Source organism: Streptomyces sp. HUAS ZL42 (assembly GCF_040782645.1).
Taxonomy (GTDB): domain Bacteria; phylum Actinomycetota; class Actinomycetes; order Streptomycetales; family Streptomycetaceae; genus Streptomyces.
In genome coordinates this window covers 5,307,167-5,333,743 of the sequence record NZ_CP160403.1, presented here as the reverse complement: position 1 = coordinate 5,333,743, position 26,577 = coordinate 5,307,167, and the positions used below count along the sequence as shown (strand labels likewise).

The following is a 26,577-nucleotide window of genomic DNA, read 5'->3' as shown; positions in this document are numbered from 1 at the left end:
GCAACGGCCTAGTACGACTTGGGCAGGCCCAGGGTCTGGTGGGAGACGTAGTTGAGAATCATCTCCCGGCTCACCGGAGCTATACGAGCCACGCGGGACGCCGTTATCAACGAGGCGAGGCCGAACTCGCGCGTGAGGCCGTTGCCGCCGAGGGTCTGCACGGCCTGGTCGACCGCCTTCACGCAGGCCTCCCCGGCCGCGTACTTCGCCATGTTGGCGGCCTCACCGGCCCCCACGTCGTCCCCGGCGTCGTACAGGTGCGCCGCTTTCTGCATCATCAGACGGGCCAGTTCGAGATCGATGTGGGCCTGGGCGAGGGGGTGCGCGATGGCCTGGTGGGCGCCGATGGGGGTCTTCCAGACGGTGCGGTCGCGGGCGTACTCGACGGCCCGTGCGAGGGCGTACCGCCCCATGCCGATCGCGAAGGCCGCGGTCATGATGCGCTCGGGGTTGAGGCCTGCGAACAGCTGGAGCAGACCCGCGTCCTCGTCGCCGACCAGCGCGTCGGCGGGCAGCCGTACGTCGTCCAGGACCAGCTCGAACTGCTTCTCCGCCGCGTTGAGTTCCATGTCGATGGGGCGGCGGGTGAAGCCGTCCGCGTCGCGCGGGACGATGAACAGGCAGGGCTTGAGGGTGCCGGTGCGAGCGTCTTCGGTGCGGCCGACGATGAGGGTGGCGTCGGCGATGTCGACGCCGGAGACGAAGACTTTGCGGCCCGTGAGCAGCCAGTCGCCGCTGTCGCCGTCGCGGCGGGCGGTGGTGGTGATGCGGTGGGAGTTGGAGCCGGCGTCGGGTTCGGTGATGCCGAAGGCCATGGTGCGGGTGCCGTCCGCCAGGGCGGGGAGCCAGTGCTGTTTTTGGGCGTCCGTGCCGAAGCGGGCGATCACCGTGCCGCAGATCGCGGGCGACACGATCATCATCAGGAGGGGGGCTCCTGCCGCGCCCAGTTCTTCCAGGACGATGGAGAGTTCTGCGATGCCGCCGCCTCCGCCGCCGTATGCCTCCGGCAGGTTGACGCCGATGTAGCCGAGCTTGGCGGCTTCCTGCCAGAGCTCGGTGGGGTAGGTGCGTTCTTCTACGACTCGGGTGATGTAGTCGCGGCCGTAGCGCTTGGCGAAGGCGGCTACTGCGGCTCGGAGGTCCTTGTGTTCTTCGGATTCGATGAGGGTCGTCACTGTGGCTCCTTCGGGTGCGGGTTGTATGTGGTTGATCGCGCAGTTCCCCGCGCCCCTTAGGTGGCTTGCACTACCGCCAGCAACATGCCGACCTCCACCTGCTGGCCAGGCACTGCATGCAAGGCACTCAGTGTTCCCGTGACCGGTGCCGAAATGCGGTGCTGCATCTTCATCGCTTCGAGCCACACGATCGGTTCACCCGCCTTCACGGCGGATCCGGTCTCCAGGCCCTCAGCCACCCGTACGACCGTCCCCGGCATCGGGGCGAGCAGGGAGCCCGGGGCATGCTGGGCCACCGGGTCGGGGAAGCGGGGCAGGGCGGTGAGGGCCGTGGCGTTCACGTACACCTGGTCGTCGCCATAGCGCGCCACCTCGAACCTTCGCTGTACGCCGTCCACTTCCAGTACGACCAGACACGCGTCGGCGTGCACCACCCGTACCCCGTCGGCGGTCAGGCCCTCCCGGGCGCTCCAGTAGTGCACCTCGTGTTCGTCACCCGCCATCGCGTACCGCTTGACCTGCGGCTGGGACGGCAGGTTGCGCCAGCCGCCGAAGCGGGAGCGGCCGTGGGCGTCGGCCAGGGCGGCGGCGAGGGGAGCGTGCGGGTCGGCCGGTCCCCGGCTGGTGAGCTCGGTGCGGTGGCGGTCGTAGAAGCCCGTGTCCATGCGGGCGGTCGTGAACTCCTCGTGCCGCAGGGAGCGTACGAGGAGGTCCCGGTTGGTGACCGGGCCGTGGAGCGCCGCTCGTTCCAGGGCGCCCGCGAGCTTGCGGAGCGCCTCCGCGCGCGTGGGGGCGTGCGCGACGGCCTTGGCGAGCATGGGGTCGAAATGGACGCCGATCTCGTCACCGTCCTCGTAGCCGGTGTCCAGGCGGACGCCGGGCACGGACAGGCGGTGCACGGTGCCGGTCTGCGGGGTCCAGCCGCTCGCCGGGTCCTCGGCGTAGAGGCGGGCCTCGACGGCGTGACCACGCGCGCGTGGGGGGTCATCGGCGAGGGCGTGGCCCTCGGCGACGCGGATCTGTTCCGCTACCAGGTCGATGCCGAACACGGCCTCCGTGACGGGGTGTTCCACCTGGAGGCGGGTGTTCATCTCCAGGAAGTGGGCCTTGTCGTCGGCTACCAGGAACTCGACGGTGCCGGCGCCGACGTAGTCGACGGCGCGGGCGGCGCGGGCGGACAGCGCACGCAACTCCTCCTCAAGCTGCTCGGACAGTCCGGGCGCCGGTGCCTCCTCGATCACCTTCTGGTGGCGGCGTTGCAGGGAGCAGTCCCGGGTGCCGAGGGCCCACACCGTGCCGTGTGTGTCGGCGAGGATCTGCACCTCGACGTGGCGGCCGTTCTCGACGTAGGGCTCGAGGAAGACCTCGCCGTCGCCGAAGGCGCTCGCCGCCTCGGCGCGCGCGCCCTCCAGCGCGGCGTCGAGCTCCTCCAGACGGCGCACGATCCGCATTCCGCGCCCCCCGCCGCCCGCGGCCGCCTTCACCAGGACCGGCAGGTCGGCCTCGGTGACCTCGTGCAGCGACGAGATCCCCATCAGCTCCTTCGCGCGCGTCTTGGACGCCATCGCTTCGATCGCCTCCGGCGGCGGCCCGATCCACACCAGGCCCGCGTCCAGGACGGCCCGCGCGAAGTCGGCGTTCTCGGAGAGGAAGCCGTAGCCCGGGTGCACGGCGTCCGCGCCGGCCGCGATCGCCGCCTTCACGATCAGGTCGCCGCGCAGATACGTCTCCGCGGGCGCCGCCCCTGGCAGTCGCACCGCCGTGTCGGCCACGCGCGCGTGCAGGGCGTTCTCGTCGGCGTCCGAGTGCACCGCGACCGTCCGGATGCCCAGCTCACGGCATGTGCGGAAGACACGGCAGGCGATCTCGCCGCGGTTCGCCACCAGAACGGAAGTAATCATGAGCCTCACATCCGGAAGACGCCGAAGCCGCCACGCGCGCCCTCGTAGGGGGCCGTGTGGATGGCGGACAGGCACAGGCCGAGGACGGTTCGGGTGTCGCGCGGGTCGATGACGCCGTCGTCGTACAGGCGCCCGGACAGGAACATGGGCAGCGACTCGGACTCGATCTGCTGCTCCACCATGGCGCGCAGGGCCGCGTCCGCCTCCTCGTCGTACGGCTGTCCCTTCGCGGCCGCCGACTGGCGGGCGACGATGGAGAGCACGCCGGCGAGCTGCTGCGGGCCCATGACGGCGGACTTGGCGCTGGGCCAGGCGAACAGGAAGCGCGGGTCGTAGGCGCGGCCGCACATGCCGTAGTGACCGGCGCCGTACGACGCCCCCATGAGCACCGACACATGCGGGACCTTCGAGTTGCTCACCGCGTTGATCATCATCGCGCCGTGCTTGATGATGCCGCCCTGCTCGTACTCCTTGCCGACCATGTAGCCGGTGGTGTTGTGAAGGAAGAGCAGCGGGATGTCGCGCTGGTTGGCGAGCTGGATGAACTGGGCGGCCTTCTGGGACTCCTCGCTGAACAGCACACCCTGTGCGTTCGCCAGCACGCCCACCGGATAACCGTGGAGCGTCGCCCAGCCGGTCGTCAGGCTCGTCCCGTACAGCGGCTTGAACTCGTCGAAGTCGGAGCCGTCGACGATCCGGGCGATCACCTCGCGCGGGTCGAAGGGGGTCTTCAAGTCCCCCGGGACGATGCCCAGCAGCTCCTCCTCGTCGTACTTGGGAGGTGCCGCCGGGCCCGGATCGCCGCAGGCCTTGCGGTGGTTGAGTCGGGCGACCACGCGGCGCGCCTGCCGCAGCGCGTCCTGCTCGTCGACGGCGAAGTAGTCGGCGAGACCCGACACGCGCGCGTGCATCCCGGCACCGCCGAGCGACTCGTCGTCGCTCTCCTCGCCGGTGGCCATCTTCACCAGCGGCGGCCCGCCGAGGAACACCTTCGCACGCTCCTTGACCATGATCACGTGGTCGGACATGCCGGGGATGTAGGCCCCGCCCGCGGTCGAGTTCCCGAACACGACGGCGACGGTGGGAATCCCGGCGGCCGACAGCCGGGTCAGATCGCGGAAGATGGCGCCGCCCGGGATGAAGATCTCCTTCTGGGACGGCAGGTCGGCGCCCCCGGACTCGACAAGGCTGATGCAGGGCAGCCGATTGGCGAGCGCGATGTCGTTGGCGCGCAGGGCCTTCTTCAGCGACCAGGGATTGCTCGCGCCCCCGCGTACCGTCGGGTCGTTGGCGGTGATCAGGCACTCCACGCCCTCGACGACACCGATGCCGGTGACGAGGGACGCGCCGACCGTGTAGTCGCTGCCCCAGGCGGCCAGCGGCGACAGCTCCAGGAACGGCGTGTCGGGGTCGAGGAGCAGCTCGATGCGCTCGCGGGCGAGGAGCTTGCCGCGCTTCCTGTGCCTGGCCACGTACTTCTCGCCGCCGCCGGCCAGCGCCTTCGCGTGTTCTGCGTCCAGTTCGGCGAGCTTGGCGAGCATGGCCTCGCGGTTGGCCCGGTAGTCCGGGCCCGCGGTGTCCAGGGTGGTCGGAAGAACCGTCACAGCACAGCCTCCGGGATGTCCAGGTGGCGGGAGCGCAGCCATTCGCCGAGGGCCTTGGCCTGCGGGTCGAAGCGGTACTGGGCGGCGACGCCCGCCCCGAGGATCCCCTCGACGACGAAGTTCAGCGCGCGCAGGTTGGGCAGCACGTGCCGGGTCACGGGCAGTTCGCGGCTCTCGGGGATCAGCTCCCGGAACCGCTCAGCCGTCAGCTCGTGGGCGAGCCACCGCCAGGCTTCGTCGGTACGGGCCCACACGCCCACGTTGGCGTTCCCGCCCTTGTCTCCGCTGCGGGCGCCGGCGACGACGCCGAGCGGGGCACGCCGTACGGGCCCCGGTGGCAGCGGCTCCGGCAGGTGCGGTTCCGGTACATGGTCCAGTACGAGGGTGTCGGCGGCCGGGGACACCGCCACCCGGCGCCCGTCGTCGAGGACCGCCGTGTGGTCGACGGCGCCCTGAGGGACGTAGACCGCCTCGAAGACCCCATAGGGAGAGCCCTTTCCGGGTGGCGCGAGCACATGGAAACCGGGGTAACTGGCCAGCGCCAGCTCCACGGCCGCCCCGCTCAGCGCCCGCCCCACCGCCTCCTGCTCCGGGTCCCGTACGACGAGCCGAAGCAGCGCGCTCGCGGTCTCCTCCGTGTCGGCGTCGGGCCGGTCGGTGCGGACCAGCTCCCAGCGCACCTCGCTGACCTTGGCGAGGGCCGCCTCCAGCTGCTCGCGCACGAGCGCGGCCTTCGCCTCGATGTCGAGGCCGGTCAGGACGAACACGACCTCGTTGCGGAAGCCGCCGAGCCGGTTGAGACCGACCTTGAGGGTCGGGGGCGGGGCCTCGCCACGCACGCCGTCGATACGGACGCGGTCCGGGCCGTCCTGGGTCAGCCGTACGGTGTCCAGGCGGGCGGTGACGTCGGGGCCCGCGTACCGGGCGCCGGCCGTCTCGTACAGCAGCTGGGCGGTGACCGTGCCGACGTCGACGAACCCACCGGTGCCGTCGTGCTTGGTGATGACGCAGCTGCCGTCCTCGTGGATCTCGGCGAGCGGGAAGCCCGGCCGGCGGATGTCCCCGTCGCCGAAGAAGGCGTAGTTGCCGCCGGTCGCCTGCGCCCCGCACTCCAGGACGTGCCCGGCGATGACGGCTCCCGCGAGCCGGTCGTGGTCGGTCGGCTGCCAGCCGAAGTGGGCGGCGGCGGGCCCGGTGACGAGGGCCGCATCGGTGACCCGGCCGGTGACGACCACGTCCGCACCGGAGCGCAGACAGGCCGCGACACCGAAGCCGCCGAGGTAGGCATGGGCGGTGAGGCTGTCCGCGTACCGGGGCTTGAGGTCGTCGCCCTCGACGTGCGCGACGCGTACGGGGATGCCGAGCCGGTCGGCCAACTGCCGTACGGCGTCGGCGAGTCCGGCCGGGTTGAGGCCACCGGCGTTGGCGACGATCCGGACTCCGCGCTCATGGGCGAGGCCCAGGCACTCCTCGAGCTGACGCAGGAAGGTACGGGCGTACCCGGCGGCGGGGTCCTTCAGCCGATCGCGGCCCAGGATGAGCATGGTCAGCTCGGCGAGATAGTCGCCGGTGAGGACGTCGAGTTCACCGCCGGTGAGCATCTCGCGCATCGCGTCGAAGCGGTCGCCGTAGAAGCCGGAGGCGTTGCCGACACGGAGAGTCATCCGGCGGCTCCCTTCTCCGGACGGCCCGCTCCCGGCGGGCCGGCGAAGGCCTGGGCGATGTCCAGCCAGCGGTCGGCGTCCGGGCCCTCGGCGCGCAGGGCGAGGTCGGAGCGGTGGGCGCGCTGAGTGACCAGGAGACAGAAGTCGAGGGCGCCGCCGGTGACGCGGTCCACGGCGTCCTCGGGGCCGTACACCCACGGCTCACCGGACGGCGCGGTCAGTTCGACGCGGAACTCCTCGAACGGCGCGGGCAGTCCGTGCACTCCGAAGGCGAAGTCACGGGTGCGGACGCCGAGGCGTACGACGTGCCGGAGCCGGTCGGTGGGGGTGCGCACCACTCCCAGCGCGTCGGCGACGTCCTGTCCGTGGGCCCAGGTCTCCATCAGCCGCGCACTGGCCATGGAGGCGGTGGACATGGGCGGCCCGTACCAGGGGAACCGAGCGCCGTCGGGCGCGGCCCGCAGGGCGTCCTCCAAGGCCTTGCGCCCGTCCCGCCAGTCCGCGAGCAGCTGCGCCGGCGGCTTCTCCGCCCCCTCCTCCGCGCCGTTGTCCACGAAGTCCCCGGGCGCGGCCAGCGCCTTCTCGACCTCACGGGCGAAGGCGTCCTGATCGGTCACGGCGAGCAGGGAGGAATGGTCGGTCCAGGCGAGGTGCGCGATCTGGTGGGCAACGGTCCAGCGGGGCGCAGGGGTGGTGAGCGCCCACTGCTCCGGCGGCAACTCGGCTACGAGCGCGTCGAGTTCGTCTCCCTCGTCGCGCAGGTCGTCGATCACGGGGGTCGGGTCGGCCATGAGGGGAGCATGGCAGCACGCCAGGAAACAAGCAAGCGTGCTTGCATTATTTTGTTTTCCACAACTGCCCCACCTGTCTGCTTACGTATGGCTACTCTCGGTGATCGGAGGTGGCTGACATGCGAAGTCGTGAACTGGACCCCAGTGCGTCACCGTTGGACTACTTCGGGTTCGAGCTGCGCCGCAAGCGGGAGGCCGCGGGGCTCACCCTGGCGCAACTGGGGTCGATCGTGTTCTGCACGGGGTCGCTGATCGGGCAGATCGAGACCGGGGCGAGGGTGCCGCAACGGGAGTTCGCGGAGCGGGTGGACGCGGCGCTGGGGACGGACGGGACGTTCTCGCGGCTGGTGGGGCTGGTGCTGCGGAGTCAGTTGCCGGGTTGGTTCCAGACGTTCGCCGAGCTGGAGGCCAAGGCGACGTACATTTCCACCTACCAGTGCCAGCTGGTGTACGGCCTTCTCCAGACGGAGGCGTACGCACGGGCGGTGCTCGGTGTCGAGCAGGCGGAACGGCTCGACGAGATGGTGGCGGCACGTCTGGAACGCCAGCGTGTCCTTGCAGGGGAGCAACCGGCAGTGTTGTGGGTGGTGCTGGACGAGGCGGTGCTGCATCGGAAGATCGGCGGCCGGGAAGTCATGCACGAGCAACTCGCCCACCTGTTGGGCCTCTTCGGGAAGCCGTGGATGGAGCTCCAGGTGCTGCCGTTCTCGGCGGGTCAGCACACGGGGCTGATGGGCTCGTTCACGCTCCTGCGCTTCGACGATCACCCAGACGTGCACTACAGCGAGAGCTACGACTCAGGCCACATGACGGCCAATCCGCAGGTGATCAGGGAACGTTCCGTCGGTTACGCTCGCCTGCAGGCCGAAGCCCTCTCCCCGAGGGAGTCGGCCGTCCTGATCGCCCGCGTGATGGAGGAACGCTATGGGGAGCAACCTGGACCTGACGCGCGCGCGGTGGCGTAAGTCGTCCTACAGCGGTAGCAGCGGCGGCGAATGCGTCGAGGTCGCCGGCCTCACCCCCCACATCGCCATCCGCGACTCCAAGAACCCCGCCGCGGGGGCCTTCACCGTCAGCCCGGAGGCCTTCGCCGCCTTCGTGGCAGCGACCGCTGCCACGAATCCTCTGGACTGAGTGACCGGCCGTCACGCGAACTGGGCGTGAGGGAAGCGGATCGGGCGTGACCTGCCAGATACTGACGAGCTCCGAGCGTGGCGTGACCATGTAAACGAAGAGCCGTCACTCCGCGCGTACCGCCCAAGCGGCGTCACGGTAGATGGCGGCGACCTTGGCCAAATGCTCACGCGCCTCCTCTGGCAAGGTCGCGATCTGCGCCAGATACTCGGCCCGGTGATAAGCCCTCGCCGTTTCGGGATGCCGCTCGATCTCCAGCAGAGCCGCCCAGTGGGCGAGGTAGGCATGGACCGGGCTGAGCGAGCCGTGCTCCACCGCTTCCGCGAGTGCCTGGTCCTTGGCTTGGTCGTAGGCGGCCAGAAGCTGCGGGGCCACGACCGCGCACGCGGCGCGCAGTGCACCTGGACTGCGCTCCGAGCACGGGATCAGCGGCCCATTCATGGGCCCGACTCTAGTCCCACTGAGTCTCGGCCGTACCGCGAAGACAGCCGGGAAACCGCCCTCGCCACCGCCTTCGTCCGCCCCACCCGCGCCCGGAAAATCGCGCGCGTCCCGAACCCGCTCCGCAGTACGGTCGGCCGATGGTCGATGAGGACGGTTACTTCGGAGAGTCCGTAGCTGCTGGGTACGACGAGTCGTCGGCGGAGATGTTCCAGCCGGGCGTGGTGGAGCCGGCCGTGGAGGTCCTGGCGGAGCTGGCCGGCGACAGCCGGGCGCTGGAGCTGGGCATCGGCACGGGACGCATCGCCCTGCCGTTGGCACGGCGCGGGGTGGAGGTACACGGCATCGACCTGTCACGGGCGATGCTGGCCAGGCTGCGGGAGAAGCCCGGCGGGGACGCGATCCGGGTGGCCGTCGGGGACTTCGCGACGACGAAGGTCGACGGTCTTGTCGGCTCCTTCTCAGTGGCGTATCTGGTCTTCAACACGATCATGAACCTGACTTCGCAGAACGCCCAGGTGGACTGCTTCCGCAATGTCGCCGAGCATCTGGCGCCGGGCGGCTGCTTCGTCGTCGAGGTGATGGTGCCCGACCTGCGCCGGCTGCCGCCCGGGCAGAACGCGGTGCCGTTCCATGTGGGCGACAATCGGGTGGGTTTCGACACGTACGATCTCGCCACCCAGGCGATGAGTTCGCACCACGTGAGGGTCGAGGACGGACGCGGCTCGTTCTGGTCCATCCCCTTCCGGTACGTCTGGCCCGCCGAGCTGGACCTCATGGCCCGGCTGGCCGGGATGCGGCTGCGCGACCGGTGGGAGGACTGGAGTCGGCTGCCGTTCACCGGTGAGAGCCGCAAGCACGTCTCGGTGTGGGAGAAGCCGGCCGGCTGACTCCGGCACCCCCGGTTCAGGGCCTCAGGCCTCCGGTACCGCCGCCTTCCCCCGCCCGACCTGCGTCCGCACCGCTCCCATGCTCGCCGCGATGACGAGCGCGATCGCGGCGGCCTCCGTGGCGGACAGGGCCTGGCCGAGGATCAGGAAGCCGGCTGTCGCCGCGATGGCCGGTTCCAGGCTCATGAGGATGGCGAAGGTGGAGGCGGGCAGGCGGCGCAGCGCGAGGAGTTCGAGGGTGTAGGGGAGGACGGAGGAGAGGAGGGCCACCGCCGCTCCGAGTCCCAGCGTCACCGGGTCGGCGAGTTTCACCCCGGACTCGGCGATGCCCAGCGGCAGGAAGAGCAGCGCCCCCACCGCCATCGCCAGGGCGAGTCCGTCGGCCTGGGGGAAGCGGCGGCCCGTGCGCGCGCTGAAGACGATGTACGCCGCCCACATCGCGCCCGCGCCCAGCGCGAACGCGACCCCGATCGGGTCGAGGTCGCCGAAGCCGCCGCCGCCGAGCAGGAAGACGCCCGCGAGGGCCAGCCCGGCCCACACCAGGTTGACCGCACGGCGCGAGGCCAGGACGGACAGGGCGAGGGGGCCGAGGACCTCCAGCGTGACGGCCGGGCCCAGGGGGATACGGGCGAGGGACTGGTAGAAGAGGCCGTTCATCGCGGCCATGGTGATGCCGAAGACGACGACCGTGCCCCAGTCGGCACGGGTGTGACCGCGCAGCCGCGGCCGGCAGACCACGAGCAGCACCACCGCCGCCACCAGCAGCCGCAGCGCCACCACCCCCAGTGCGCCCGCCCGCGGCATCAACGTCACCGCGAGCGCGCCGCCGAACTGGACCGAGATGCCTCCGGCGAGCACCAGGCCGACAGGGCCGAGGGAGCCCCAGCGGCCGGGGCCGTGCACTGTCCTGGCTGCCGTGTCGGACAGGGTGGGCGTGGCGGTGTCGGGGGTGCTCACTGGCGGTCCTGGGATCGACTCGGGGAGTGTTCATCACGATGCACTACTGGGTCCAGAGTAGTGGACTCCTGTCAGGTGTGTGAAGGATTTATGCCACTGTCCCTTCGGCGTCTCGGATACCGGACGGCATCACTAAGCCCATGACCGTCAGCCGCGGCGCGGCCGGGCTGCCATGTGACGTACGGCCCCGGCGCGGACGTCAGTCATCCAGCCCCTCCGCCAACACCTCCGCCAGATGCCTCCCCCGCACCCCCGCCAACTGCTCCAGCTGCGTACGGCACGAGAACCCGTCCGCCAGGACCACCGCCCCGTCCGCCGCCCCCCGCACCGCCGGCAGCAGCTGCTCCTCCGCGCACGCCGCCGACACCTCGTAGTGCCCCTTCTCGAAGCCGAAGTTGCCCGCCAGGCCGCAGCAGCCGCCGGACAGCTCGCCCGTGAGGCCGGCGGCCGCGCGCAGGCGCCGGTCGGGGGCGTCGCCGAGGACCGCGTGCTGGTGGCAGTGGGTCTGGCCGGTGACAGGGCGGTTCAGGGCAGGTGGAGTCCAGTCGGGGGCAAGACGCTCCAGGGCCTCCGCGAAGGTGAGGATCCGGTCGGCGAGGCGGCGGGCGCGCGGGTCGTCGGGCAGCAGCTCCGGCAGGTCCGTGCGGAGCGAGGCCGCGCAGCTCGGCTCCAGGACGACCAGGGCCGGGGAGCCGGAGCCCGGCTCCGGGAGCAGGAACGGCTCCATCAGGTCCAGTGTGCGGCGCAGCACCGCCCGGGCGCGGTCCAGTTGACCCGTCGACACATACGTCAGTCCGCAGCAGACCCGGCCACGACGGCCCGCCCACCGCATGGGCGTCGCGGGTATCGGCACCACCCGCAACCCCGCCGCCTCCAGGACCCGCGCGGCCGCCTTCCCGACGGACGGCGAGAGGTGCTCCGTGAAGGTGTCCGGCCAGATGAACACCGGCTTGGGCAGACCGCCGCCGGGGTACTCCTCGTACTCCACACCCGCACGCATTCCCGTCCGTGCCTTCGCCCTGGCCCCGCGCCCCCACCACCGGCTGAACGTCACCCCGGCCACCCGCGGGATCTCCCGCTCGGACGCGATCCCGCCGAACCGCTTGGCGATCGCCGCCAAAGGCCGTACAGAGGCGAGGGAGTTGACCAGCCACGCCGTGCGCGTACGATCCACCAGCCGCAGCCACACCGGCAGCCACCCCATGCTGTAGTGGGCGGCCGGGCGGCGGCGTCCCTCGTAGTGGTGGTGCAGGAACTCCGCCTTGTACGTGGCCATGTCGACCCCGACCGGACAGTCGGAACGGCAGCCCTTGCAGGACAGGCACAGGTCCAGCGCGTCCCGGACCTCCGTCGACCGCCAGCCGTCGGTCACCAGCTCGCCCGCGAGCATCTCGTGCAGCAACCGGGCGCGCCCGCGCGTGGAGTGCTCCTCCTCACCGGTCGCCCGGAACGACGGGCACATGACGGCCGGCCCCGACACCGACGTCGTACGGCACTTGGCGACCCCCACGCAGCGGCGGACCGCCGCCGAGAAGTCACCGGCGTCGGAGGGGTAGCCGAAGGTCACGTCCACGGGCTCCCGCGGCAGAACCGAGAAGCGGAGGTTCGAGTCCAGTGGGGCAGGACGCACCAGCATCCCCGGGTTGAGCAGGTCGTCCGGGTCCCAGATCCCCTTCACCCGCTCGAAGAGGGCCACCATCTCCTCGCCGTACATCTTCGGCAGCAGCTCGGCCCGCGCCTGCCCGTCCCCGTGCTCCCCGGACAGTGAGCCGCCGTGCGCGACGACCACCTCGGCGAGCTCCTCCGAGAAGCGGCGGAAGCGGCCGACGCCCGCCTGCGTCATCAGGTCGAAGTCGATGCGGACGTGGATGCAGCCGTCCCCGAAGTGGCCGTACGGCGTGCCGCGCAGGCCAAGGGCGGCCAGCAGGCCCCGGAAGTCCCGCAGATAGGCGCCCAGCCGGGCCGGCGGCACCGCGCAGTCCTCCCAGCCGGGCCAGGCCTCGGAGCCGTCCGGCATGCGCGTGGCCGTACCGCTCGCGTCCTCCCGGATCCGCCACAGCGCCCGCTGCCCGGCCGGGTCGGTCACCACCAGCGCGTCGACGACATCCGCGGCGCGCACGATCGCCTCCGCACGCGCGCGTGCCTCCCTCTCCGAGTCGCCGCCCGTCTCCACGAACAGCCAGGCGCCACCGCGGGGCAACTCGGCCGCGGACGGCACCAGATCGGCCGCCATGCCCTCCACCGTCAGCGGCCCGAAAGCCAGAAGTCCCGCCGCCGCCTCCGCGGCCGCGCCCTCGTCGGCGTACCCGAGCACGGCCAGCGCACACGCCCCGGGCGCCTCCACAAGACGTACGACCGCCTCGGTCAGCACGCCCAGGGTGCCCTCCGAGCCGCAGAAGGAGCGGGCCACGTCGGTGTCCTTCTCGGGCAGCAAGGCATCCAGCGCGTAGCCGGAGATGCGGCGGGGCAGCGCGGGGAAGCCGGTGCGCAGCCGCGCCAGTTCGCCCTCGGCGAGCGCCCGCAGCCCGTCCGGGGCGCCGGCCCACCCCTGCCCCAGCCGCAACCGCTCCCCGCGCCCGGTGACCACGTCCAGCTCCCGCACACTGTCCGCGGTCGTCCCCCACGCCACCGAGTGGGAGCCGCACGAGTTGTTGCCGATCATTCCGCCGAGGGTGCAGCGGCTGTGGGTGGAGGGGTCGGGCCCGAAACGCAGCCCGTGCGGGGCGGCGGCGTCCTGGAGCCGGTCGAGGACGAGTCCCGGCTGCACGACCGCCGTGCGGGTCTCCGGGTCGAGCGACAGGATCCCGTTCATGTGCCGGGTGAAGTCCAGCACCACGCCCGTCCCCGTCGCCTGCCCCGCGATCGACGTGCCCCCGCCGCGCGCCACGACCGGCACCCGGCGCTCCCGGCACACCGCGAGGACCGCCGCGACGTCGTCGGCGTCGCGCGGAGCCACGACACCGAGCGGAACGCGCCGGTAGTTGGACGCGTCCATGGTGACCAGCGCCCGGGAGGTGACGTCGAAGCCGACATCGCCCCGGACGACCCCGCGCAGCTCCGCCTCGAGATCCGTCATGCGTCCCAGGATGCATCCGGCCACTGACAGCGACGAACCTCTGTCCGCTTCGTAGATCTGCACAGGTCCAAGAGGTGGAGAACTCGTCTCATCGGACGGACACGTTTCCGTCCGGTTTCGCCGAAGGGATACCCTCCGGCTCGTGGCTGAGATCCAGATTCCTGCTGACATCAAGCCCGCGGACGGTCGATTCGGCGCGGGTCCCTCCAAGGTGCGGACGGAAGCGCTGGACGCGCTGGCCGCAACCGGTACGTCCCTGCTCGGTACCTCGCACCGCCAGGCCCCGGTCAAGAACCTGGTCGGCAAGGTCCGCGAGGGCATCTCCGAGCTGTTCCGGCTGCCCGACGGCTACGAGGTCATCCTCGGCAACGGCGGCTCCACCGCGTTCTGGGACATCGCGACCCACGGCCTGATCGAGAACAAGTCGCAGCACCTCAGCTTCGGTGAGTTCAGCTCGAAGTTCGCGAAGGCCGCCAAGCTCGCCCCGTGGCTGGCCGAGCCGACCGTGATCGCCAGCGACCCCGGTACCCACCCCGAGCCGCAGGCCGAGGCCGGCGTCGACGTCTACGCCTTCACGCACAACGAGACGTCCACCGGCGTCGCCGCCCCCATCAAGCGGGTCGCCGGAGCCGACGAGGGCGCGCTGGTGCTGGTGGACGCGACGAGCGGCGCCGGCGGCCTCCCCGTCGACATCGCCGAGACCGACGTCTACTACTTCGCCCCGCAGAAGTCCTTCGCCTCCGACGGCGGCCTGTGGATCGGCGTCTTCTCCCCGGCGGCGATCGAGCGCGCGGAGCGTGTCCACGCGTCCGGCCGCCACGTCCCGGAGTTCTTCTCGCTCCCCACCGCGATCGACAACTCCCGCAAGAACCAGACGTACAACACCCCGGCCCTCGCCACCCTCTTCCTGCTCGAGCAGCAGCTGGAGTGGATCAACGGCCAGGGCGGCCTCGCCTGGTCCACGGCCCGCACCAAGGACTCGTCGACCCGCCTGTACGGCTGGGCCGAGGAGTCGAAGTACGCGACCCCGTTCGTCACCGACCCGGCCAAGCGCTCCCAGGTCATCGGCACGATCGACTTCACCGACGAGATCGACGCCGCCGCCGTCGCCAAGGCCCTGCGCGCAAACGGCATCGTCGACACCGAGCCCTACCGCAAGCTCGGCCGCAACCAGCTCCGTGTCGCGATGTTCCCGGCGATCGACCCGGCGGACGTCGAGGCGCTGACGAAGTGCATCGACTACGTGATCGAGAAGCTCTAGCAGTCCACGTACGAGAAGGGCGCCCGGCGAACACCGGGCGCCCTTCTCGTTTCGGAGGGCAGGCGCGGCCCTGATCACACGTAGTCGTGCGACCAGTCCCGGGTTCGCGTCCAGAGGTGGCCCGCGCGCGGGGGCAGGAGCGTGTCGCGGTACGGCGACGTGTCGTCGACGAGGCTCAGCAGGAAAGCAGCCATGCCTCCGTCGAAGTGGGCCCAGTCGGGCGGACCGGCATGCCGGAACCAGATCACCACGGGCCAGTCCTCCGGGTCGGCGGGGCCGGTGCGCCAGAAGAGGTGGTCGGAGTCGGAGGTCAGGCCCCACGGCAGCAGGCCACCGTTGGCCGGATACACCGGGAAGGGGTACGCCTCCGGGTCGCGGGCGTGCAGTTCGGCGAAGGTGCCGCCGATCCGTTCCAGGGTGTACCGGGCGAAGCCGGTCATCCCTCCGGGAAAGCCCGGGAACGGAGGTTCCAGGGTGGGGCTGAGGACGGTCAGCTGGTCGTCGATCTGGCCCCCGCCGTAGACGTCCACGAAGTCGCGGTAGTCCTGGGGCAGGGGGAAGCCCGTCGCTGTGGGCATCTCCTCCCAGGGCGGCCCGGTCGTCGGGGGATCGGTGGGTGGCGGCAGGAGAGCGGTGAGGCGGCTGACCAAGGGGTGCATGGGTCCTTTTGGGGCTGTCTCGAAGAGGCTGTTCTCGGAGCGGGCGATTCGGTTGCCGGGTCGGTCAGTTGGCGAGGTTGAGCGGCCGGCCCGAGCCGCTGAGGACGGTGTTGCTCACCGTGGCGTTGTCGAGTGAGGCGAGGTTGCCTTCGGCGTCGTAGGACAGATAGTGCATGACGAAGACCTCGGGAATCGTGCTGCTCGCCGTTCGGTAGACCGGCTCCACGGTGTAGAGCATCGTCCAGTCCGGATGGCTCTCCAGCTCCCGCTGCGCACCCGTCTCGAACGCCCGCATCGAGACGGGGCCGGTGTTCGTCCCTCGCTGCCAACCGGGGCTGAGATTGTCCCTCTTGTTGTTCGGGCCGCCGAGGACGGCGGGGATGATGTGGCAGCGGGCGAGTTCCACGGCCGGATCGACCTTGAACACGGTCCTCATCTTGTCCTGCGCCTCCTTGTAGCCGACGGGGTCCACGCTGGGGGCGGACGGGTGCTTGACGAAGGGCTTGCGCAGGCAGGCCCGGCCCGTCTCGGTACGGCCGCCGTTCCCGGAGGAGTTGAGCAGCCAGCCGCCGCCGAGCGTCGTCGCCCCCGCCGGACGTCCCTCGGAGCAGTCGGGGGACGGCTCGCTGGGGGACGGTGTCGGGACGGCAGAGGGGCGGCCGGACGGGGTCGGCGAGGGTGAGGCCGAGGGCCCGGCCGTGGCGGTGGGGCGTTGCTGTGTGCCGGTGCCCGGATCGCCGTTCGCGTCCAGGTTGCTGAGCCAGTGGTCGAGATCCACCTGTTCGAGGAGGACGGCGACGTTGACCCGGGCGAGCGCCGTCACCATCGCCTGGGCCGTGCCGGAGATCGTGTACGGCACCGGCCTGCCGCCCTGGGCCCTGGACTGCGCCTCGGCCGCGACCTTCTTCTGGGCCTCCACCGCGCTGAAGACCGGTCCCGCCGCAGCGTCGTAGCAGGAGATGGAGCTCGTGCCCTTCAGGGGCAGTTCCGCGACGGACGTGCAGGCGCCCGCCGGCCGGCCCTCGATCTGCACCTGGGCGTCGAGGGTGGCCGAGGCCCTGCCGCCGGTGATCTTGCCCTTGCTGCTGCTCACCTCGCTGGTGACCCGGGCGGTGACCCGACAGCCGCCGCCGGAGCACTTGAGGTCCGCGCTGCCGGTCAGGTCGAACTGGATGCCGCCGTCCACCGCGTTCTTCAACTCCTTGACGGAGTCGGTGATTTCGCGGAACAGCTTGTCGATCTCGTCCTGCGGGAGAGCGGCCACGTCGACGGTTCCGACGCTCGGGGCGGCGGGGGCGGCCCGGGCCGCGGCCGGCCGGGCGGCGTACCCCTGGGCGGCGGGGAGAGCCGGCAGGGAAAGGGAGGGCAGAGACGGCAACTCCGGCAGGGAGGGGAGGGAGAAGGACGGGGTGGGCAGGTCGCTCGGCAGGGAGGGCAGCGAGGGGATCGACAGGGAGGGGAGCGGAGGGACGGAGGGGCCGGCCGTTCCGGTGCGCGGTGCGACCCGCAGCACGCGGTACGGCGGTTCCTTCGCCACGTACAGGTCGCTGGTCGGCGTGGTCGCCCTGAGCGCGGGCACTCCGTCGATCTCGGTTGCGGGGTCGCCCGGTTCGGGCAGGGTGGTCGACTTGTGGTTGAGCTGGGTGAGGAGGGAACGGGCGAAGGCGGCCGGGGTCTGCGGCTCGGTCTGTGCCTGTGTCAGGCCCAGCGCGGCGCTCGCCGAGCTGTCCTCGGCGATCCACTTGTCCTCGGTCCCGGTGAGTCGGGTTGCCGAGTCCCAGCGGGTGTAGGTCTTGCCGTCGACCGTCAGGGTGCGGAGGGTCTGCCCGGCCAGACTGTACGTGCCGAGCGCGGCACCCCGGGCGGTTACGCGTAAGTCCGAGGTGAACGCGCCGGCTCCGCCTGCGGCCGTTTCGTAGCGGATCACGGGGGTGGACGACAGTTGGACGATCGCCCGCTCGAAGGGGCCGCGGTCCGGCCCGTCCTCCCCGTCCGAACCGAGGGCGACGACGAGCCCGGCGACCAGACCGGCCAGTCCGAGCCCGGCACCGGCGATCCACGGCCGGCGGCGCCGCCCGGACGGCGGGAGGCCGGGTGGCGTCGGGGGCGGCCATGGAGGTGGCGTGCCGGGGTGGGGCTGTATCGCGCCCGGCCCGGGGGGTGTCGGCGGGGCGTGGGGCGGTAACGGCGGGAGGTGGGGGGCCGGTTGTGACATGTGCGGGGGCGGCGGCACTGCCTCCGGCCGCTGCGGTACGTTCTCCGCCCCCGACTGCGATTCCTCGGGTTCCTCATGCGCCTTGCCGGACATCCCATACCCCCCGGAACACCTGTGCATCGCACGTAGATTCAGGAGTGTAGGGTCGCCGCTCTTCGGTCGGCCAGGTGTCAACGAGACGAAGAGGCAGGGCGCCCCCTTTCTCGTGCCACCGTCATGCCGCCGTACAGCTCACACTCGGCGCAGCCCCGCCCCCGGGCGCGCCCCCGAACCCGAAGCTCGCCGAACCACCCACCGGCACACTCCCGTTGTGCGCGGCGTTCACCGCCGTGACCGTCGAACCGCTCTGCGTGTACGTCGCGTTCCACATGTTCGTGATCTGCTGGGACCCGCTCCACGTCCAGGTCACCTTCCAGGACGCGATCGCCGTCGAACCGGTGTTGGTCACCTTCACCTCGGCGTTGAAGCCGCTGCCCCAGTCACTGCTGACGGTGTAGGCGGCGGCGCAGCTCGCGGTGGATCCACCGCCGCCCCCTCCCCCGCCGCCGTTCCCCGGGAATCCCGGCGCCTTCACACTCGCCAGATACCCGTCCTTCACGGTGTCCACGGTCACCCAGTCGTCCTTCAGGATTCCGCCCGTGTCCCCGGAGTTGGGGTTCCACGACCAGAAGGTCCAGTGGAAGCTGTCGGCCCCGTACGTCGATGTCGGCCGCAGGTAACTCACCAGCGCCGCCAGCCACTTCTGGTCCACCGTCGACTGGAGCGTCGTACCGAACTCGCCGATCCACACGGGGGCGATGTTCTGCTTGAAGACGTAGCCCCAGTACTTGTCCCAGATGCCGGGCATGTTGTCGGGGAACGCCGGGTCGCTGAACCAGCTCTGCTGGGCGACGCTCGTGGCGTAGTCGTGGGCGGAGTACACCACCCGGTTCGGGACGTCGAGCTGTACGGGGTACTGCGCGACGCCCATCAGGTTGCCGCCCCACCAGCCCGAGACGCCGTTGAAGGTCTGCACGCCCTCGACGAAGACCAGCAGGTCGGGGTTGACCGAGAGCACCGCGTTGCCCGCCCGCTGGGCGGCAAAACGCCAGTCCCTCGTCGTGTCGCCGCAGCCCCAGCAGGCCGGGTCGTGGGGCTCGTTGTGCAGGTCGATGCCGACGACGGTGTCCTGGCCCTTGTAGCGCGTCGCCAGCGCCCTCAGGTCGGCGATCCACGTCGACTCCGGCACCGACGCGGTGTACCAGAGCGCCGACTGGCCGTCCGCGTCCGGGCGGTGCCGGTCGAGGATGACCTTCAGGCCGTCCTGACCGGCGTACGCGACGATCCTGTCCAGGATCTGCAGGGAGTTCAGGCCCTGCAGGTCGGCGTTCTTGCCCCCCGAGAAGTCGATGCTGTTCGGGACGGTGGTGCTCTTGAATATGTCGTCGCTGTAGGGGAGCCGGATGGTGTTGTAGCCGAGCGACTTCATCTGGTCGATCATGCTCTTGTAGTCGCGTGACCAGAGGCCGTGGACGACGTAGTTGCCGGTCTCGAAGCCGAACCAGTTGATGCCGGCGATCCGGACCGGCTGCCCGGCCGCGTCCAGGATCTGTCTGCCGCTGGTGTGCCAGTAGCCGGCGCCGGGGGCGTCGGCGGCATGCGCCGAATGGACGCCCGCCAGCGGTAGCACAAGCGCCGCGGCCACAGCACACAGCGCTCTTCGCAAGCTGCGGAACATGTCGCTGCTTCCTCTCGGGGAGGCGCGGGCCCGGAACCGATGGGAGCGCTCCCATCACCTCGCACCTTTCATGGAAGCCGTGTCGCATGAGCACGTCAAGCCGTACGGCATCAGCTTGTGCGCCGGATCCATCGGTGCCTGTATGGAGTCATGCGCACTCCGAGTACGAGCCCCGAGCTCAAGCCCTTCGTCAAGCAGTGGGCCGTCCTCCTCACCAGCCACAAGAAAGACGGCACGGGCGTCGGCACCCCCGTGAACATCGCCGTCGAGGGCGACCACGCCTACTTCCGCAGCCCCGGCAGCGCCTGGAAGGCCAAGCGGCTGCGCAACAACCCCGAGGTGGAGATCGCCCCTTCAACCGTCCGCGGCGCCCCGACCGGCCCCGAGATCCACGCGCGGGCGCGGCTGCTGGACCACGGCAGCCAGGAGGACAGGCACGCGGCGCAGCTGCTGCGGCGCAAATACCCTTTCATGCACGGCGTGTTCGTGCCCCTGGCGCACAAGGTGATGCGGACGAGGACGCTGCACTACGAGGTCCGGCCGGACAGGTCCTAGCGGATCAGCCCCGGCGCCGCAGCCGCCGCAGACCGAGGAAGGCGGCGCAGACGACGGCCACCGCGATGGCGCCGGTCTTGACTCCGTCGTTCGCGCCGTCACCGTCGTCGTCCCCGGAGACGGCCGAACTCCCGCTCCCGGACGGCGACTCCGACGCCCCGCCGGCCCCGGGTGCGTCCTCGGCCTTCACCGGGCTCTCGGTGCCCTCCGTGCCGTACATGAGCTTCGTCCCGTCGGCGGAGTAGCTGACGGACTCCCCCTGCCCCTGCAGGGGCACGTCGAGCCGGCCCTCCCGCTTGATCTTCCCGCCGTTCCAGTCATAGCGGATACCGCCCAGGTAGCCGCGTACGGCGAGCTGCTTGCCGTCGGGCGAGAGCGCGGCGTCCGTGGCCCACAGGTCGACGGCGGCGACGGGCTTGAAGATGTTCGTCCCCGAGGGGGAGAGGGTCGCCGGTCCCTCGTACAGATGTCCGCCGTCCTCGTTCTTGTCGATGATGTACACGCGCCCGGTCCGGGGGTGCACGATCAGCGACTCGGCGTCGCGTGGGCCGTCGGAGTACTTCACGACGTACTGGGTGGCGCGGATCGTTTGGTCCTTCAACTGCTTCGGCTCAGGCAGCCGGTAGACCCAGACATACGGCCACTTGCCGCCGAGGTTGTCACCGATGTCGCCGACGTAGATCTGGTTGCCGGGCCCGATGGAGATCGCCTCGACGTCACGGGGCGTGCCGACGCCGGTCAGGGTGATGCGGGCGACGGTCTCCCCGGTGCTGCTGTCGACGGCGTACAGGTACGGCCCGTCGTCGCTGTCGTTGTGCGTCCAGTAGACGCCGGGGTGCAGATGCGAGGCGGCCAGGCCGCTGGACTCGGTGATGCGCGGGTCCTTGATGGTGAACCCCTGGTCGCCGTCCGCGGCGGAGGCGGGCAGGGCGAGCGCGCCCACGAGGAGGGCCCCGGCGAGAAGAGCGAACGGTCGACGCATGCTCCCAAGCCTGCCATCCCGGCCGGTGGTTCACGCGCGCGTGGCAGGCCTCACACCCCACCGGCCCCCTTGATCCTCCATCATGAGCGGATGCTCAGGTTCATGCCCGTCGGCGACTCCATGACGATCGGAAGCGCGGGCGAACACACTTGGCGTTACCGGATGTGGCAGCACCTGCGTGACACGTACGGCGGCCCGTTCGCCCTGGTCGGCCCGCGCGAGACGCTGTACGACAAGGCAACGGACGCGCCCACGTCGTACGAGTACGCCGACCCGGACTTCCCGCGCGCCCACCTGGCCGGCTGGGGCGAGGGCTGGCTGCACATGGCGCCGCTCATAGGCGAGGCGGTGCGTGAGACACGAGCGGACGTCCTCCTGGTCTCCCTGGGCCTGATCGACCTGGGCTTCTACACGAACGCGGAACAGACGGCGGACAACGTGCGCCGCTTCGTCGCCGAGGCCCGCGCGGCCCGCCCGCGCATCCGGATGGCCCTGCTCCCGGTGATTCCGAACGTCCGTGCCACGTCGGACGCCCCCTTCGCCGCGCAGGTCGCCCGCTTCAACGAGCTGCTGGCCAAGGCGGTGGCCGACCTGGACGAGCCACGCTCACCCCTGCTCCTGGCCTCCTCTCCCCCGTCGTACGACATCCACGCCGACACGTACGACGGCACGCATCCCAACGCGAGCGGCGAGCACAAGATCGCGGGGGCGTTCGCGGAGGCGATGTACCAGGCGTGGGACCTGGGCGAGCCCTACAGTTGACCGGCCTGTGCGTTCATCCGCGTCTCCTGGTCACCGTGCGTATCGTTGTACTGCGCGACTGTGCTCGTCCATGGGGGCAGCCGGGGAGGAGCGCCAGATGACCGTCCTGGAAGACAGGATCGAGATCGACATGGCCGACGAGAACACCGAGCGCTTGGACGAGTGGTTCGAGCGGCTTGAGCGACTGCCCGTCCCCGAGGGATACAAGGCTGAGATCGTCGGGGGCCACGTCTACATGACTCCGCAGCGGGACATCCACTGGGAAACCATCCGCGAGATTCTCTGGGCTCTCGAGGACCACTTCGGAAGGCGGCGCGTGCGGCTTTTCTCGGACGTCCGGATCGACCTCCCCGGCGATCAGAACGGCTTCTGCCCCGACGTGGCCAAGTTTCGTGACGGTGCGACGAAGGACGAAGGGGGCCGCTGGCGGTACGAGGACATCGAGTTCGTCGCAGAGGTCATCTCAAAGGGGACGGCACCCAACGACTACGGTCCCAAGAAGGCGGCATACGCAGTCGCCGAGATCCCGGTGTACCTCATTGCCGACCCCTACAAGCACAGGTGCACCGTCTACACCGAGCCCAAGAACGGCGACTACCGATGTGAGCTCCGCGTCGACTACGGAAGCGACGTCGACATGACAACCACCCCCCTCGGCCTCACCCTCAAAACCGACGACTTCCCCCGCGACTGAACCCCCTTGCATAGAGCGCACTCCAAGCCGTTGGCTTGAGTGCCATGAAGTACACGCAGCTCGGACGCACCGGACTCAAGGTCAGCCGACTCGTCCTCGGCACCATGAACTTCGGCCCGCAGACCGACGAAGCCGACAGTCACGCGATCATGGACTCGGCCCTGGACTCGGGCATCAACTTCTTCGACACCGCGAACGTGTACGGCTGGGGCGAGAACAAGGGCCGTACCGAGACGATCATCGGCAACTGGTTCGCCAAGGGCGGCGAGCGGCGCGACAAGGTCGTGCTCGCCACCAAGGTGTACGCCAACATGGCCCCGGACGGCGAGGCCTGGCCCAACCACGACAAGCTCTCCGCGCTGAACATCAGGCGGGCGGTCGAGGCCAGCCTGAAGCGGCTGCAGACCGACTACATCGACGTCTACCAGTTCCACCACATCGACCGCAGCACTCCCTTCGAGGAGATCTGGCAGGCGATCGACGTCCTGGTCCAGCAGGGGAAGATCCTCTACGTGGGGTCCTCCAACTTCCCCGGCTACAAGATCGCCCAGGCCAACGAGATCGCCGCCCGCCGCGGCGGCACGATCGGCCTGGTCAGCGAGCAGTGCCTCTACAACCTCGCCGAGCGCCGCGCCGAGATGGAGGTCATCCCGGCCGCGCAGGAGTACGGGCTCGGGGTCATCCCCTGGTCGCCGCTGCACGGCGGGCTGCTCGGCGGCGTGATCAAGAAGGAGGTCGAGGGCGGGCGCCGGGCGGGCGGCCGGGCCGCCGACTCCCTCGCCAACACCAGCGTCCGCGCCCAGATCCAGGCGTACGAGGACCTGCTCGACAAGCACGGCGTGGAACCCGGCGAGGCCGCCCTGGCCTGGCTGCTCACCCGGCCGGGGGTAACGGGCCCGATCGTCGGCCCGCGCACCGCCGAGCAGCTCGAGTCGGCGATCCGGGCGGTGGAGCTGGAGCTGTCCGAGGAGCTCCTTCAGTCCCTGGACGAGATCTTCCCGGGCCCGGGGCCGTCCCCGGAGGCCTTCGCCTGGTAGCGCCCTGAGGAGCGCGGGGCTGTGTACACATGCGGCTCCGCCGCGGGGGCGCGACCAGCCACACACGGCCCGCACCCGGCGAACACCGCGCAGTTCCCCGGCGCGCCCCGCTCGGCGACTACTTACCGAGCGCGGCCGCCAGGGCAACGACGACGAACATCAGCACAAGCGCACCGGCCATGATCCGGTTCCGGGTCTTCGGGTCCACGCGTCCGAGCCTAACCGGCGCCTTCGAGAGGCCAGCTGGCGACCGTCTCGTACCGCGGCTGCTCTCCTGGCGTCCCGGAACGCGGCAGGTTGCTGCGCACCAGCGCCAGGTCCGCCACCGTCCAGGTGCGGCCGGCGAAGCCGTGCAGGGCCTCGACGTGCGGCCGTACGTCCACCGCCCCCCGGCTGCGCGCCACCGTCAGGTGGGCCTTGTACCGGCGGTGCTCTCCCATCGGCACGCCCGCCTTCCGCGCCGCCGCCTCCGCCCGGTCGGCGAGGTGCCCCAGGGCGGTCAGATCCCCTTCCGCCCCCGCCCACAACACGCTGCCGTGCCCGAACTGGCCACCGCCGCTCAAGGCCAGCGCGAAGGGTGCGGACCGGTGCGCGGCGCGCTCCAGCCTCGCCGACAGGTCCGGTACGACGTCGTCGTCGACCTCCCCGTAGAAGGCCAGCGTGAAATGCCACCCGGGCCGCCCGGTCCAGCGCAGCCCACCCGAACCGGGCAGTTTCTTCAACCGGGCCACCTCGGCGGCGAGTTCGCCGATCACGTCGTCCGGGGGAAGCACGGCGGCGAAGAGTCTCATACCGTCACCCTAGGGTCGCGCCGCGCCGCCCACCCCTCGTGTCCCGCTCACGCGGGCGCCAGCTGCTCCTGCCGCTCCCTGGGGACGAAGCGGACATGCGGGTGGCCGTGGTTCCAGCCGACCGAGAGGCGCAGTCCGCCGACGCGGGCCAGGAGCAGCCCGATCGTGACGGCCGCGGCGGCCGAGATCGCGCCGCCGACGGCCAGGCCCGCCCGGACGCCGTACACGTCCGTGATCCAGCCGGCGATCGGTGCGCCCACCGGCGAACCGCCCATGAACACCATCATGTACAGAGCCATGACCCGGCCGCGCATGGCCGGGTCGGTGCTCATCTGGACGCTGGTGTTGGCGGTGACGTTGACCGTCATGCCGAACATCCCGATCGGGACCATGAGCAGGGCGAACAGCCACAGCGAGGGCGCCGTCGCCGCCACCAGCTCCACCGCTCCGAACAGCAGCGCGGCCGCGATCATCACCCGCATCCGGGCCGTGCCCCGCCGTGCGGCGAGCAGGGCGCCCGCCAGGGAGCCGATCGCCATGAGCGTGTTGAAGAGGCTGTAGGAGCCCGCGCCCGCGTGGAAGACGTCGTCCGCGAAGGCGGAGAGATAGACGGGGAAGTTGAAGCCGAAGGTGCCGATGAACCCGACCAGGGCGATCGTCCAGATCAGCTCGGGCCGCCCGGCGACGTACTGCAGTCCCTCCCGCAGCTGCCCCTTTCCGCGCGGGGCGCGCTCGACGACGTGCAGCTCACGCGCACGCATCAGCAGCAGCCCCGCGATGGGCGCGACGAAGGACAGCCCGTTGAAGAGGAACGCCCAGCCGGTGCCCACGCCGGTGATCAGCAGGCCCGCGGCGGCCGGGCCGACCAGACGGGCCGACTGGAAGTTCGCCGAGTTCAGGCTGACCGCGTTCTGCAGCTGCCGCGGGCCGACCATCTCGGAGACGAACGACTGGCGGGCCGGGTTGTCGACGACCGTGGCGAGGCCGACGGCGAGGGCGGCGACGTACACGTGCCAGACCTGGACGTGGCCGGTGAGGGTGAGCACGGCGAGCGCGATGCCGGTGACGGCCAGCGCCGTCTGCGTGACGAGCAGCGTGCGGCGCTTGGGCAGGCGATCGACGAGGACACCGCCGTACAGGCCGAAGAGCAGCATCGGCAGGAACTGCAGGGCCGTCGTGACACCGACGGCGGTCGCGGAGCCGGTGAGGCTGAGGACCAGCCAGTCCTGGGCGATGCGCTGCATCCAGGTGCCGATGTTGGAGACGACCTGGCCGAGGAAGAAAAGGCGGTAGTTCCGGATCTTCAGCGAGCTGAACATCGAGGACTTACCGGTGTGAGGAGTGGTAGGTGCGGGGGCGGAAGCTGCTCCGGTTCCCGTACTCAAAGGGTTTCGCCTCCTTGTTGATCGCTCATTCGCCTTCAGGGCGCTTTCAGCCGGCGACTGCGACTGCGGCGGACGCCGGGGGCTCTTACAGGTGCGCGAGCCTCTCCAGCACGGGGGCGGCGGCGCGCAGTTTCGCCCACTCGTCCTCGTCGAGGCCGTCGACCAGGGTCGCCAGGAAAGCGTTCCGCTTGCGGCGGCTCTCCTCGAGCATGGCCTCGGCCTGCTCGGTCTTGGTGACGACCTTCTGGCGCCGGTCCTCGGGGTGCGGCTCCAGCCGTACCAGGCCCTTGGCCTCGAGCAGCGCCACGATCCGGGTCATGGAGGGCGGCTGCACGTGCTCCTTGCGGGCGAGCTCGCCCGGGGTGGCGCTACCGCAGATGGACAGGGTGCCCAGCACCGACATCTCGGTGGGGCTCAGCGACTCGTCGACACGCTGGTGCTTGAGCCGACGGGACAACCGCATCACGGCGGATCGCAGGGAGTTCACGGCGGCAGCGTCGTCGCCATGGGTAAGGTCCGGCATGTTCTTTAGGGTAACTCATTACCCTCGCTAAAGAACACCGGCGACACGCCGGGGACGCGTGATACCGGCCACTGGATCCCGGCATAACTCAGCATCACTCATACGGGTGATCCCACAGCGGAACGCCCCGCGCGACCCCGAAGCGTGCCGCGACCCTCGTATGCATGGGGACCAGCGTGCTCAGCCTGCGAATAGACCACGACCTGCTGGAACGGCTCCGGCACCACGCCGCCAAACGGGGAATGAGCGTCCAGGACTATGTGATCCAGACGCTCGTTCGCGACGACTTCGACGAGCGGTTCCAGGCCGCCGTCGAGGAGACCGAGAAGTTCTACGGCCTCACGTGAGGCCGAGCGCCGGCAT

24 protein-coding genes are annotated in these 26,577 nt (G+C 70.6%); 9 read left to right on the top strand and 15 right to left on the bottom strand.

The genetic code is table 11. From position 1 onward, the window contains the following. Positions 1–8 precede the first annotated feature (8 nt). Genes ABZO29_RS24625 through ABZO29_RS24605 form a run of 5 tightly spaced genes read right to left on the bottom strand, consistent with a single transcriptional unit; the run spans position 9 to position 7,135 of the window. Positions 9–1,175: an acyl-CoA dehydrogenase family protein gene (locus ABZO29_RS24625; protein WP_367322340.1), complete on the bottom strand. Its 1,167-nt coding sequence runs from the start codon at positions 1,173–1,175 to the stop codon at positions 9–11. Positions 1,176–1,231: 56 nt separating this feature from the next. Then, a complete protein-coding gene (locus ABZO29_RS24620; protein WP_367322339.1) occupies positions 1,232–3,076 on the bottom strand; it encodes a biotin carboxylase N-terminal domain-containing protein in 1,845 nt (614 codons plus the stop codon). Between the two features lie 5 nt (positions 3,077–3,081). After that, entirely contained in the window at positions 3,082–4,680 is a 1,599-nt protein-coding gene (locus ABZO29_RS24615; RefSeq protein ID WP_367322338.1) for an acyl-CoA carboxylase subunit beta, read from the bottom strand. Beyond that, entirely contained in the window at positions 4,677–6,344 is a 1,668-nt protein-coding gene (locus ABZO29_RS24610) for an acyclic terpene utilization AtuA family protein (RefSeq protein ID WP_367322337.1), read from the bottom strand. The genes ABZO29_RS24615 and ABZO29_RS24610 overlap by 4 nt, the downstream gene beginning before the upstream one ends. Continuing rightward, entirely contained in the window at positions 6,341–7,135 is a 795-nt protein-coding gene (locus ABZO29_RS24605) for a TIGR03084 family metal-binding protein (protein WP_367322336.1), read from the bottom strand. Before ABZO29_RS24605 ends, ABZO29_RS24610 begins: the two co-directional genes overlap by 4 nt. A gap of 119 nt (positions 7,136–7,254) precedes the next feature. Between ABZO29_RS24605 and ABZO29_RS24600 the strand changes: the two genes are divergently transcribed. Both ABZO29_RS24600 and ABZO29_RS24595 read left to right on the top strand, forming a co-directional pair. Then, a complete protein-coding gene (locus ABZO29_RS24600; RefSeq protein WP_367322335.1) occupies positions 7,255–8,100 on the top strand; it encodes a helix-turn-helix domain-containing protein in 846 nt (281 codons plus the stop codon). Further along, positions 8,060–8,269 carry a DUF397 domain-containing protein gene (locus tag ABZO29_RS24595; protein WP_367322334.1) on the top strand — a complete coding sequence of 70 codons (210 nt, stop codon included), beginning with the start codon at positions 8,060–8,062 and terminating at the stop codon, positions 8,267–8,269. The genes ABZO29_RS24600 and ABZO29_RS24595 overlap by 41 nt, the downstream gene beginning before the upstream one ends. A gap of 105 nt (positions 8,270–8,374) precedes the next feature. On the opposite strand, the gene ABZO29_RS24590 is transcribed toward ABZO29_RS24595, so the two are convergent. Beyond that, positions 8,375–8,710, bottom strand: coding sequence for a DUF6247 family protein (locus ABZO29_RS24590; protein WP_367322333.1), 336 nt, complete (start codon positions 8,708–8,710; stop codon positions 8,375–8,377). Positions 8,711–8,850: 140 nt separating this feature from the next. On the opposite strand from ABZO29_RS24590, the gene ABZO29_RS24585 reads away from it, so the two are divergent. Beyond that, positions 8,851–9,600 carry a class I SAM-dependent methyltransferase gene (locus ABZO29_RS24585; RefSeq protein WP_367322332.1) on the top strand — a complete coding sequence of 250 codons (750 nt, stop codon included), beginning with the start codon at positions 8,851–8,853 and terminating at the stop codon, positions 9,598–9,600. A gap of 24 nt (positions 9,601–9,624) precedes the next feature. Here ABZO29_RS24585 and ABZO29_RS24580 read toward each other — a convergent pair whose 3' ends face one another. Both ABZO29_RS24580 and ABZO29_RS24575 read right to left on the bottom strand, forming a co-directional pair. Further along, positions 9,625–10,557, bottom strand: coding sequence for a DMT family transporter (locus ABZO29_RS24580; RefSeq protein WP_367322331.1), 933 nt, complete (start codon positions 10,555–10,557; stop codon positions 9,625–9,627). Between the two features lie 199 nt (positions 10,558–10,756). Continuing rightward, complete coding sequence (locus tag ABZO29_RS24575) at positions 10,757–13,633, bottom strand: FAD-binding and (Fe-S)-binding domain-containing protein (protein ID WP_367322330.1); 2,877 nt, start codon at positions 13,631–13,633, stop codon at positions 10,757–10,759. A 142-nt stretch (positions 13,634–13,775) separates the two neighbouring features. Between ABZO29_RS24575 and serC the strand changes: the two genes are divergently transcribed. Further along, on the top strand, positions 13,776–14,894 hold the full coding sequence (serC, locus tag ABZO29_RS24570; RefSeq protein WP_367322329.1) for a phosphoserine transaminase: 1,119 nt from the start codon (positions 13,776–13,778) through the stop codon (positions 14,892–14,894). 74 nt (positions 14,895–14,968) lie between these two features. Here serC and ABZO29_RS24565 read toward each other — a convergent pair whose 3' ends face one another. The 3 genes from ABZO29_RS24565 to ABZO29_RS24555 all read right to left on the bottom strand — a co-directional run bounded on the left by ABZO29_RS24565 (position 14,969) and on the right by ABZO29_RS24555 (position 19,485). Further along, positions 14,969–15,553, bottom strand: a complete 585-nt coding sequence (locus tag ABZO29_RS24565; RefSeq protein WP_367322328.1) for a hypothetical protein — start codon at positions 15,551–15,553, stop codon at positions 14,969–14,971. 64 nt (positions 15,554–15,617) lie between these two features. After that, positions 15,618–17,861 (bottom strand): DNA/RNA non-specific endonuclease, encoded by a 2,244-nt coding sequence (locus ABZO29_RS24560; RefSeq protein WP_367322327.1) that lies wholly within the window; start codon positions 17,859–17,861, stop codon positions 15,618–15,620. Between the two features lie 121 nt (positions 17,862–17,982). Beyond that, positions 17,983–19,485: a cellulase family glycosylhydrolase gene (locus ABZO29_RS24555; RefSeq protein WP_367322326.1), complete on the bottom strand. Its 1,503-nt coding sequence runs from the start codon at positions 19,483–19,485 to the stop codon at positions 17,983–17,985. A 150-nt stretch (positions 19,486–19,635) separates the two neighbouring features. Here ABZO29_RS24555 and ABZO29_RS24550 point away from each other — a divergent pair, with 150 nt between their 5' ends. Next, positions 19,636–20,040 carry a PPOX class F420-dependent oxidoreductase gene (locus tag ABZO29_RS24550; protein WP_367322325.1) on the top strand — a complete coding sequence of 135 codons (405 nt, stop codon included), beginning with the start codon at positions 19,636–19,638 and terminating at the stop codon, positions 20,038–20,040. 4 nt (positions 20,041–20,044) lie between these two features. Here ABZO29_RS24550 and ABZO29_RS24545 read toward each other — a convergent pair whose 3' ends face one another. Continuing rightward, positions 20,045–21,022, bottom strand: coding sequence for a WD40 repeat domain-containing protein (locus ABZO29_RS24545; protein WP_367322324.1), 978 nt, complete (start codon positions 21,020–21,022; stop codon positions 20,045–20,047). A gap of 90 nt (positions 21,023–21,112) precedes the next feature. On the opposite strand from ABZO29_RS24545, the gene ABZO29_RS24540 reads away from it, so the two are divergent. The 3 genes from ABZO29_RS24540 to ABZO29_RS24530 all read left to right on the top strand — a co-directional run bounded on the left by ABZO29_RS24540 (position 21,113) and on the right by ABZO29_RS24530 (position 23,515). Further along, on the top strand, positions 21,113–21,784 hold the full coding sequence (locus tag ABZO29_RS24540) for an SGNH/GDSL hydrolase family protein (protein ID WP_367322323.1): 672 nt from the start codon (positions 21,113–21,115) through the stop codon (positions 21,782–21,784). A gap of 97 nt (positions 21,785–21,881) precedes the next feature. Beyond that, positions 21,882–22,478 carry a Uma2 family endonuclease gene (locus ABZO29_RS24535; protein WP_367322322.1) on the top strand — a complete coding sequence of 199 codons (597 nt, stop codon included), beginning with the start codon at positions 21,882–21,884 and terminating at the stop codon, positions 22,476–22,478. A gap of 44 nt (positions 22,479–22,522) precedes the next feature. Next, positions 22,523–23,515, top strand: a complete 993-nt coding sequence (locus ABZO29_RS24530) for an aldo/keto reductase (protein ID WP_367322321.1) — start codon at positions 22,523–22,525, stop codon at positions 23,513–23,515. A gap of 218 nt (positions 23,516–23,733) precedes the next feature. Here ABZO29_RS24530 and thpR read toward each other — a convergent pair whose 3' ends face one another. From thpR to ABZO29_RS24515, 3 genes are all read right to left on the bottom strand, one after another. Beyond that, positions 23,734–24,306 carry an RNA 2',3'-cyclic phosphodiesterase gene (thpR, locus tag ABZO29_RS24525; protein ID WP_367322320.1) on the bottom strand — a complete coding sequence of 191 codons (573 nt, stop codon included), beginning with the start codon at positions 24,304–24,306 and terminating at the stop codon, positions 23,734–23,736. Between the two features lie 47 nt (positions 24,307–24,353). Continuing rightward, positions 24,354–25,625, bottom strand: a complete 1,272-nt coding sequence (locus ABZO29_RS24520) for an MFS transporter (protein WP_367322319.1) — start codon at positions 25,623–25,625, stop codon at positions 24,354–24,356. A gap of 151 nt (positions 25,626–25,776) precedes the next feature. Beyond that, the gene (locus tag ABZO29_RS24515; RefSeq protein ID WP_367322318.1) at positions 25,777–26,214 is read right to left on the bottom strand and encodes a MarR family winged helix-turn-helix transcriptional regulator; all 438 of its coding nucleotides are present in this window, start codon (positions 26,212–26,214) and stop codon (positions 25,777–25,779) included. A gap of 164 nt (positions 26,215–26,378) precedes the next feature. Here ABZO29_RS24515 and ABZO29_RS24510 point away from each other — a divergent pair, with 164 nt between their 5' ends. Continuing rightward, on the top strand, positions 26,379–26,561 hold the full coding sequence (locus ABZO29_RS24510) for a ribbon-helix-helix protein, CopG family (RefSeq protein WP_367322317.1): 183 nt from the start codon (positions 26,379–26,381) through the stop codon (positions 26,559–26,561). Positions 26,562–26,577 lie beyond the last annotated feature (16 nt).

Coding starts and splice junctions, on each gene's coding strand:
- ABZO29_RS24515 (WP_367322318.1), bottom strand. CDS start 26,214: ATGCCGGACCTTACCCATGGCGACGACGCTGCCGCCGTGAACTCCCTG.
- ABZO29_RS24540 (WP_367322323.1), top strand. CDS start 21,113: ATGCTCAGGTTCATGCCCGTCGGCGACTCCATGACGATCGGAAGCGCG.
- ABZO29_RS24560 (WP_367322327.1), bottom strand. CDS start 17,861: ATGTCCGGCAAGGCGCATGAGGAACCCGAGGAATCGCAGTCGGGGGCG.
- ABZO29_RS24585 (WP_367322332.1), top strand. CDS start 8,851: ATGGTCGATGAGGACGGTTACTTCGGAGAGTCCGTAGCTGCTGGGTAC.
- ABZO29_RS24565 (WP_367322328.1), bottom strand. CDS start 15,553: ATGCACCCCTTGGTCAGCCGCCTCACCGCTCTCCTGCCGCCACCCACC.
- ABZO29_RS24545 (WP_367322324.1), bottom strand. CDS start 21,022: ATGCGTCGACCGTTCGCTCTTCTCGCCGGGGCCCTCCTCGTGGGCGCG.
- ABZO29_RS24605 (WP_367322336.1), bottom strand. CDS start 7,135: ATGGCCGACCCGACCCCCGTGATCGACGACCTGCGCGACGAGGGAGAC.
- ABZO29_RS24600 (WP_367322335.1), top strand. CDS start 7,255: ATGCGAAGTCGTGAACTGGACCCCAGTGCGTCACCGTTGGACTACTTC.
- ABZO29_RS24590 (WP_367322333.1), bottom strand. CDS start 8,710: ATGAATGGGCCGCTGATCCCGTGCTCGGAGCGCAGTCCAGGTGCACTG.
- ABZO29_RS24520 (WP_367322319.1), bottom strand. CDS start 25,625: ATGTTCAGCTCGCTGAAGATCCGGAACTACCGCCTTTTCTTCCTCGGC.
- thpR (WP_367322320.1), bottom strand. CDS start 24,306: ATGAGACTCTTCGCCGCCGTGCTTCCCCCGGACGACGTGATCGGCGAA.
- ABZO29_RS24530 (WP_367322321.1), top strand. CDS start 22,523: ATGAAGTACACGCAGCTCGGACGCACCGGACTCAAGGTCAGCCGACTC.
- ABZO29_RS24575 (WP_367322330.1), bottom strand. CDS start 13,633: ATGACGGATCTCGAGGCGGAGCTGCGCGGGGTCGTCCGGGGCGATGTC.
- ABZO29_RS24510 (WP_367322317.1), top strand. CDS start 26,379: ATGGGGACCAGCGTGCTCAGCCTGCGAATAGACCACGACCTGCTGGAA.
- ABZO29_RS24620 (WP_367322339.1), bottom strand. CDS start 3,076: ATGATTACTTCCGTTCTGGTGGCGAACCGCGGCGAGATCGCCTGCCGT.
- ABZO29_RS24550 (WP_367322325.1), top strand. CDS start 19,636: ATGCGCACTCCGAGTACGAGCCCCGAGCTCAAGCCCTTCGTCAAGCAG.
- ABZO29_RS24610 (WP_367322337.1), bottom strand. CDS start 6,344: ATGACTCTCCGTGTCGGCAACGCCTCCGGCTTCTACGGCGACCGCTTC.
- ABZO29_RS24535 (WP_367322322.1), top strand. CDS start 21,882: ATGACCGTCCTGGAAGACAGGATCGAGATCGACATGGCCGACGAGAAC.
- ABZO29_RS24595 (WP_367322334.1), top strand. CDS start 8,060: ATGGGGAGCAACCTGGACCTGACGCGCGCGCGGTGGCGTAAGTCGTCC.
- ABZO29_RS24555 (WP_367322326.1), bottom strand. CDS start 19,485: ATGTTCCGCAGCTTGCGAAGAGCGCTGTGTGCTGTGGCCGCGGCGCTT.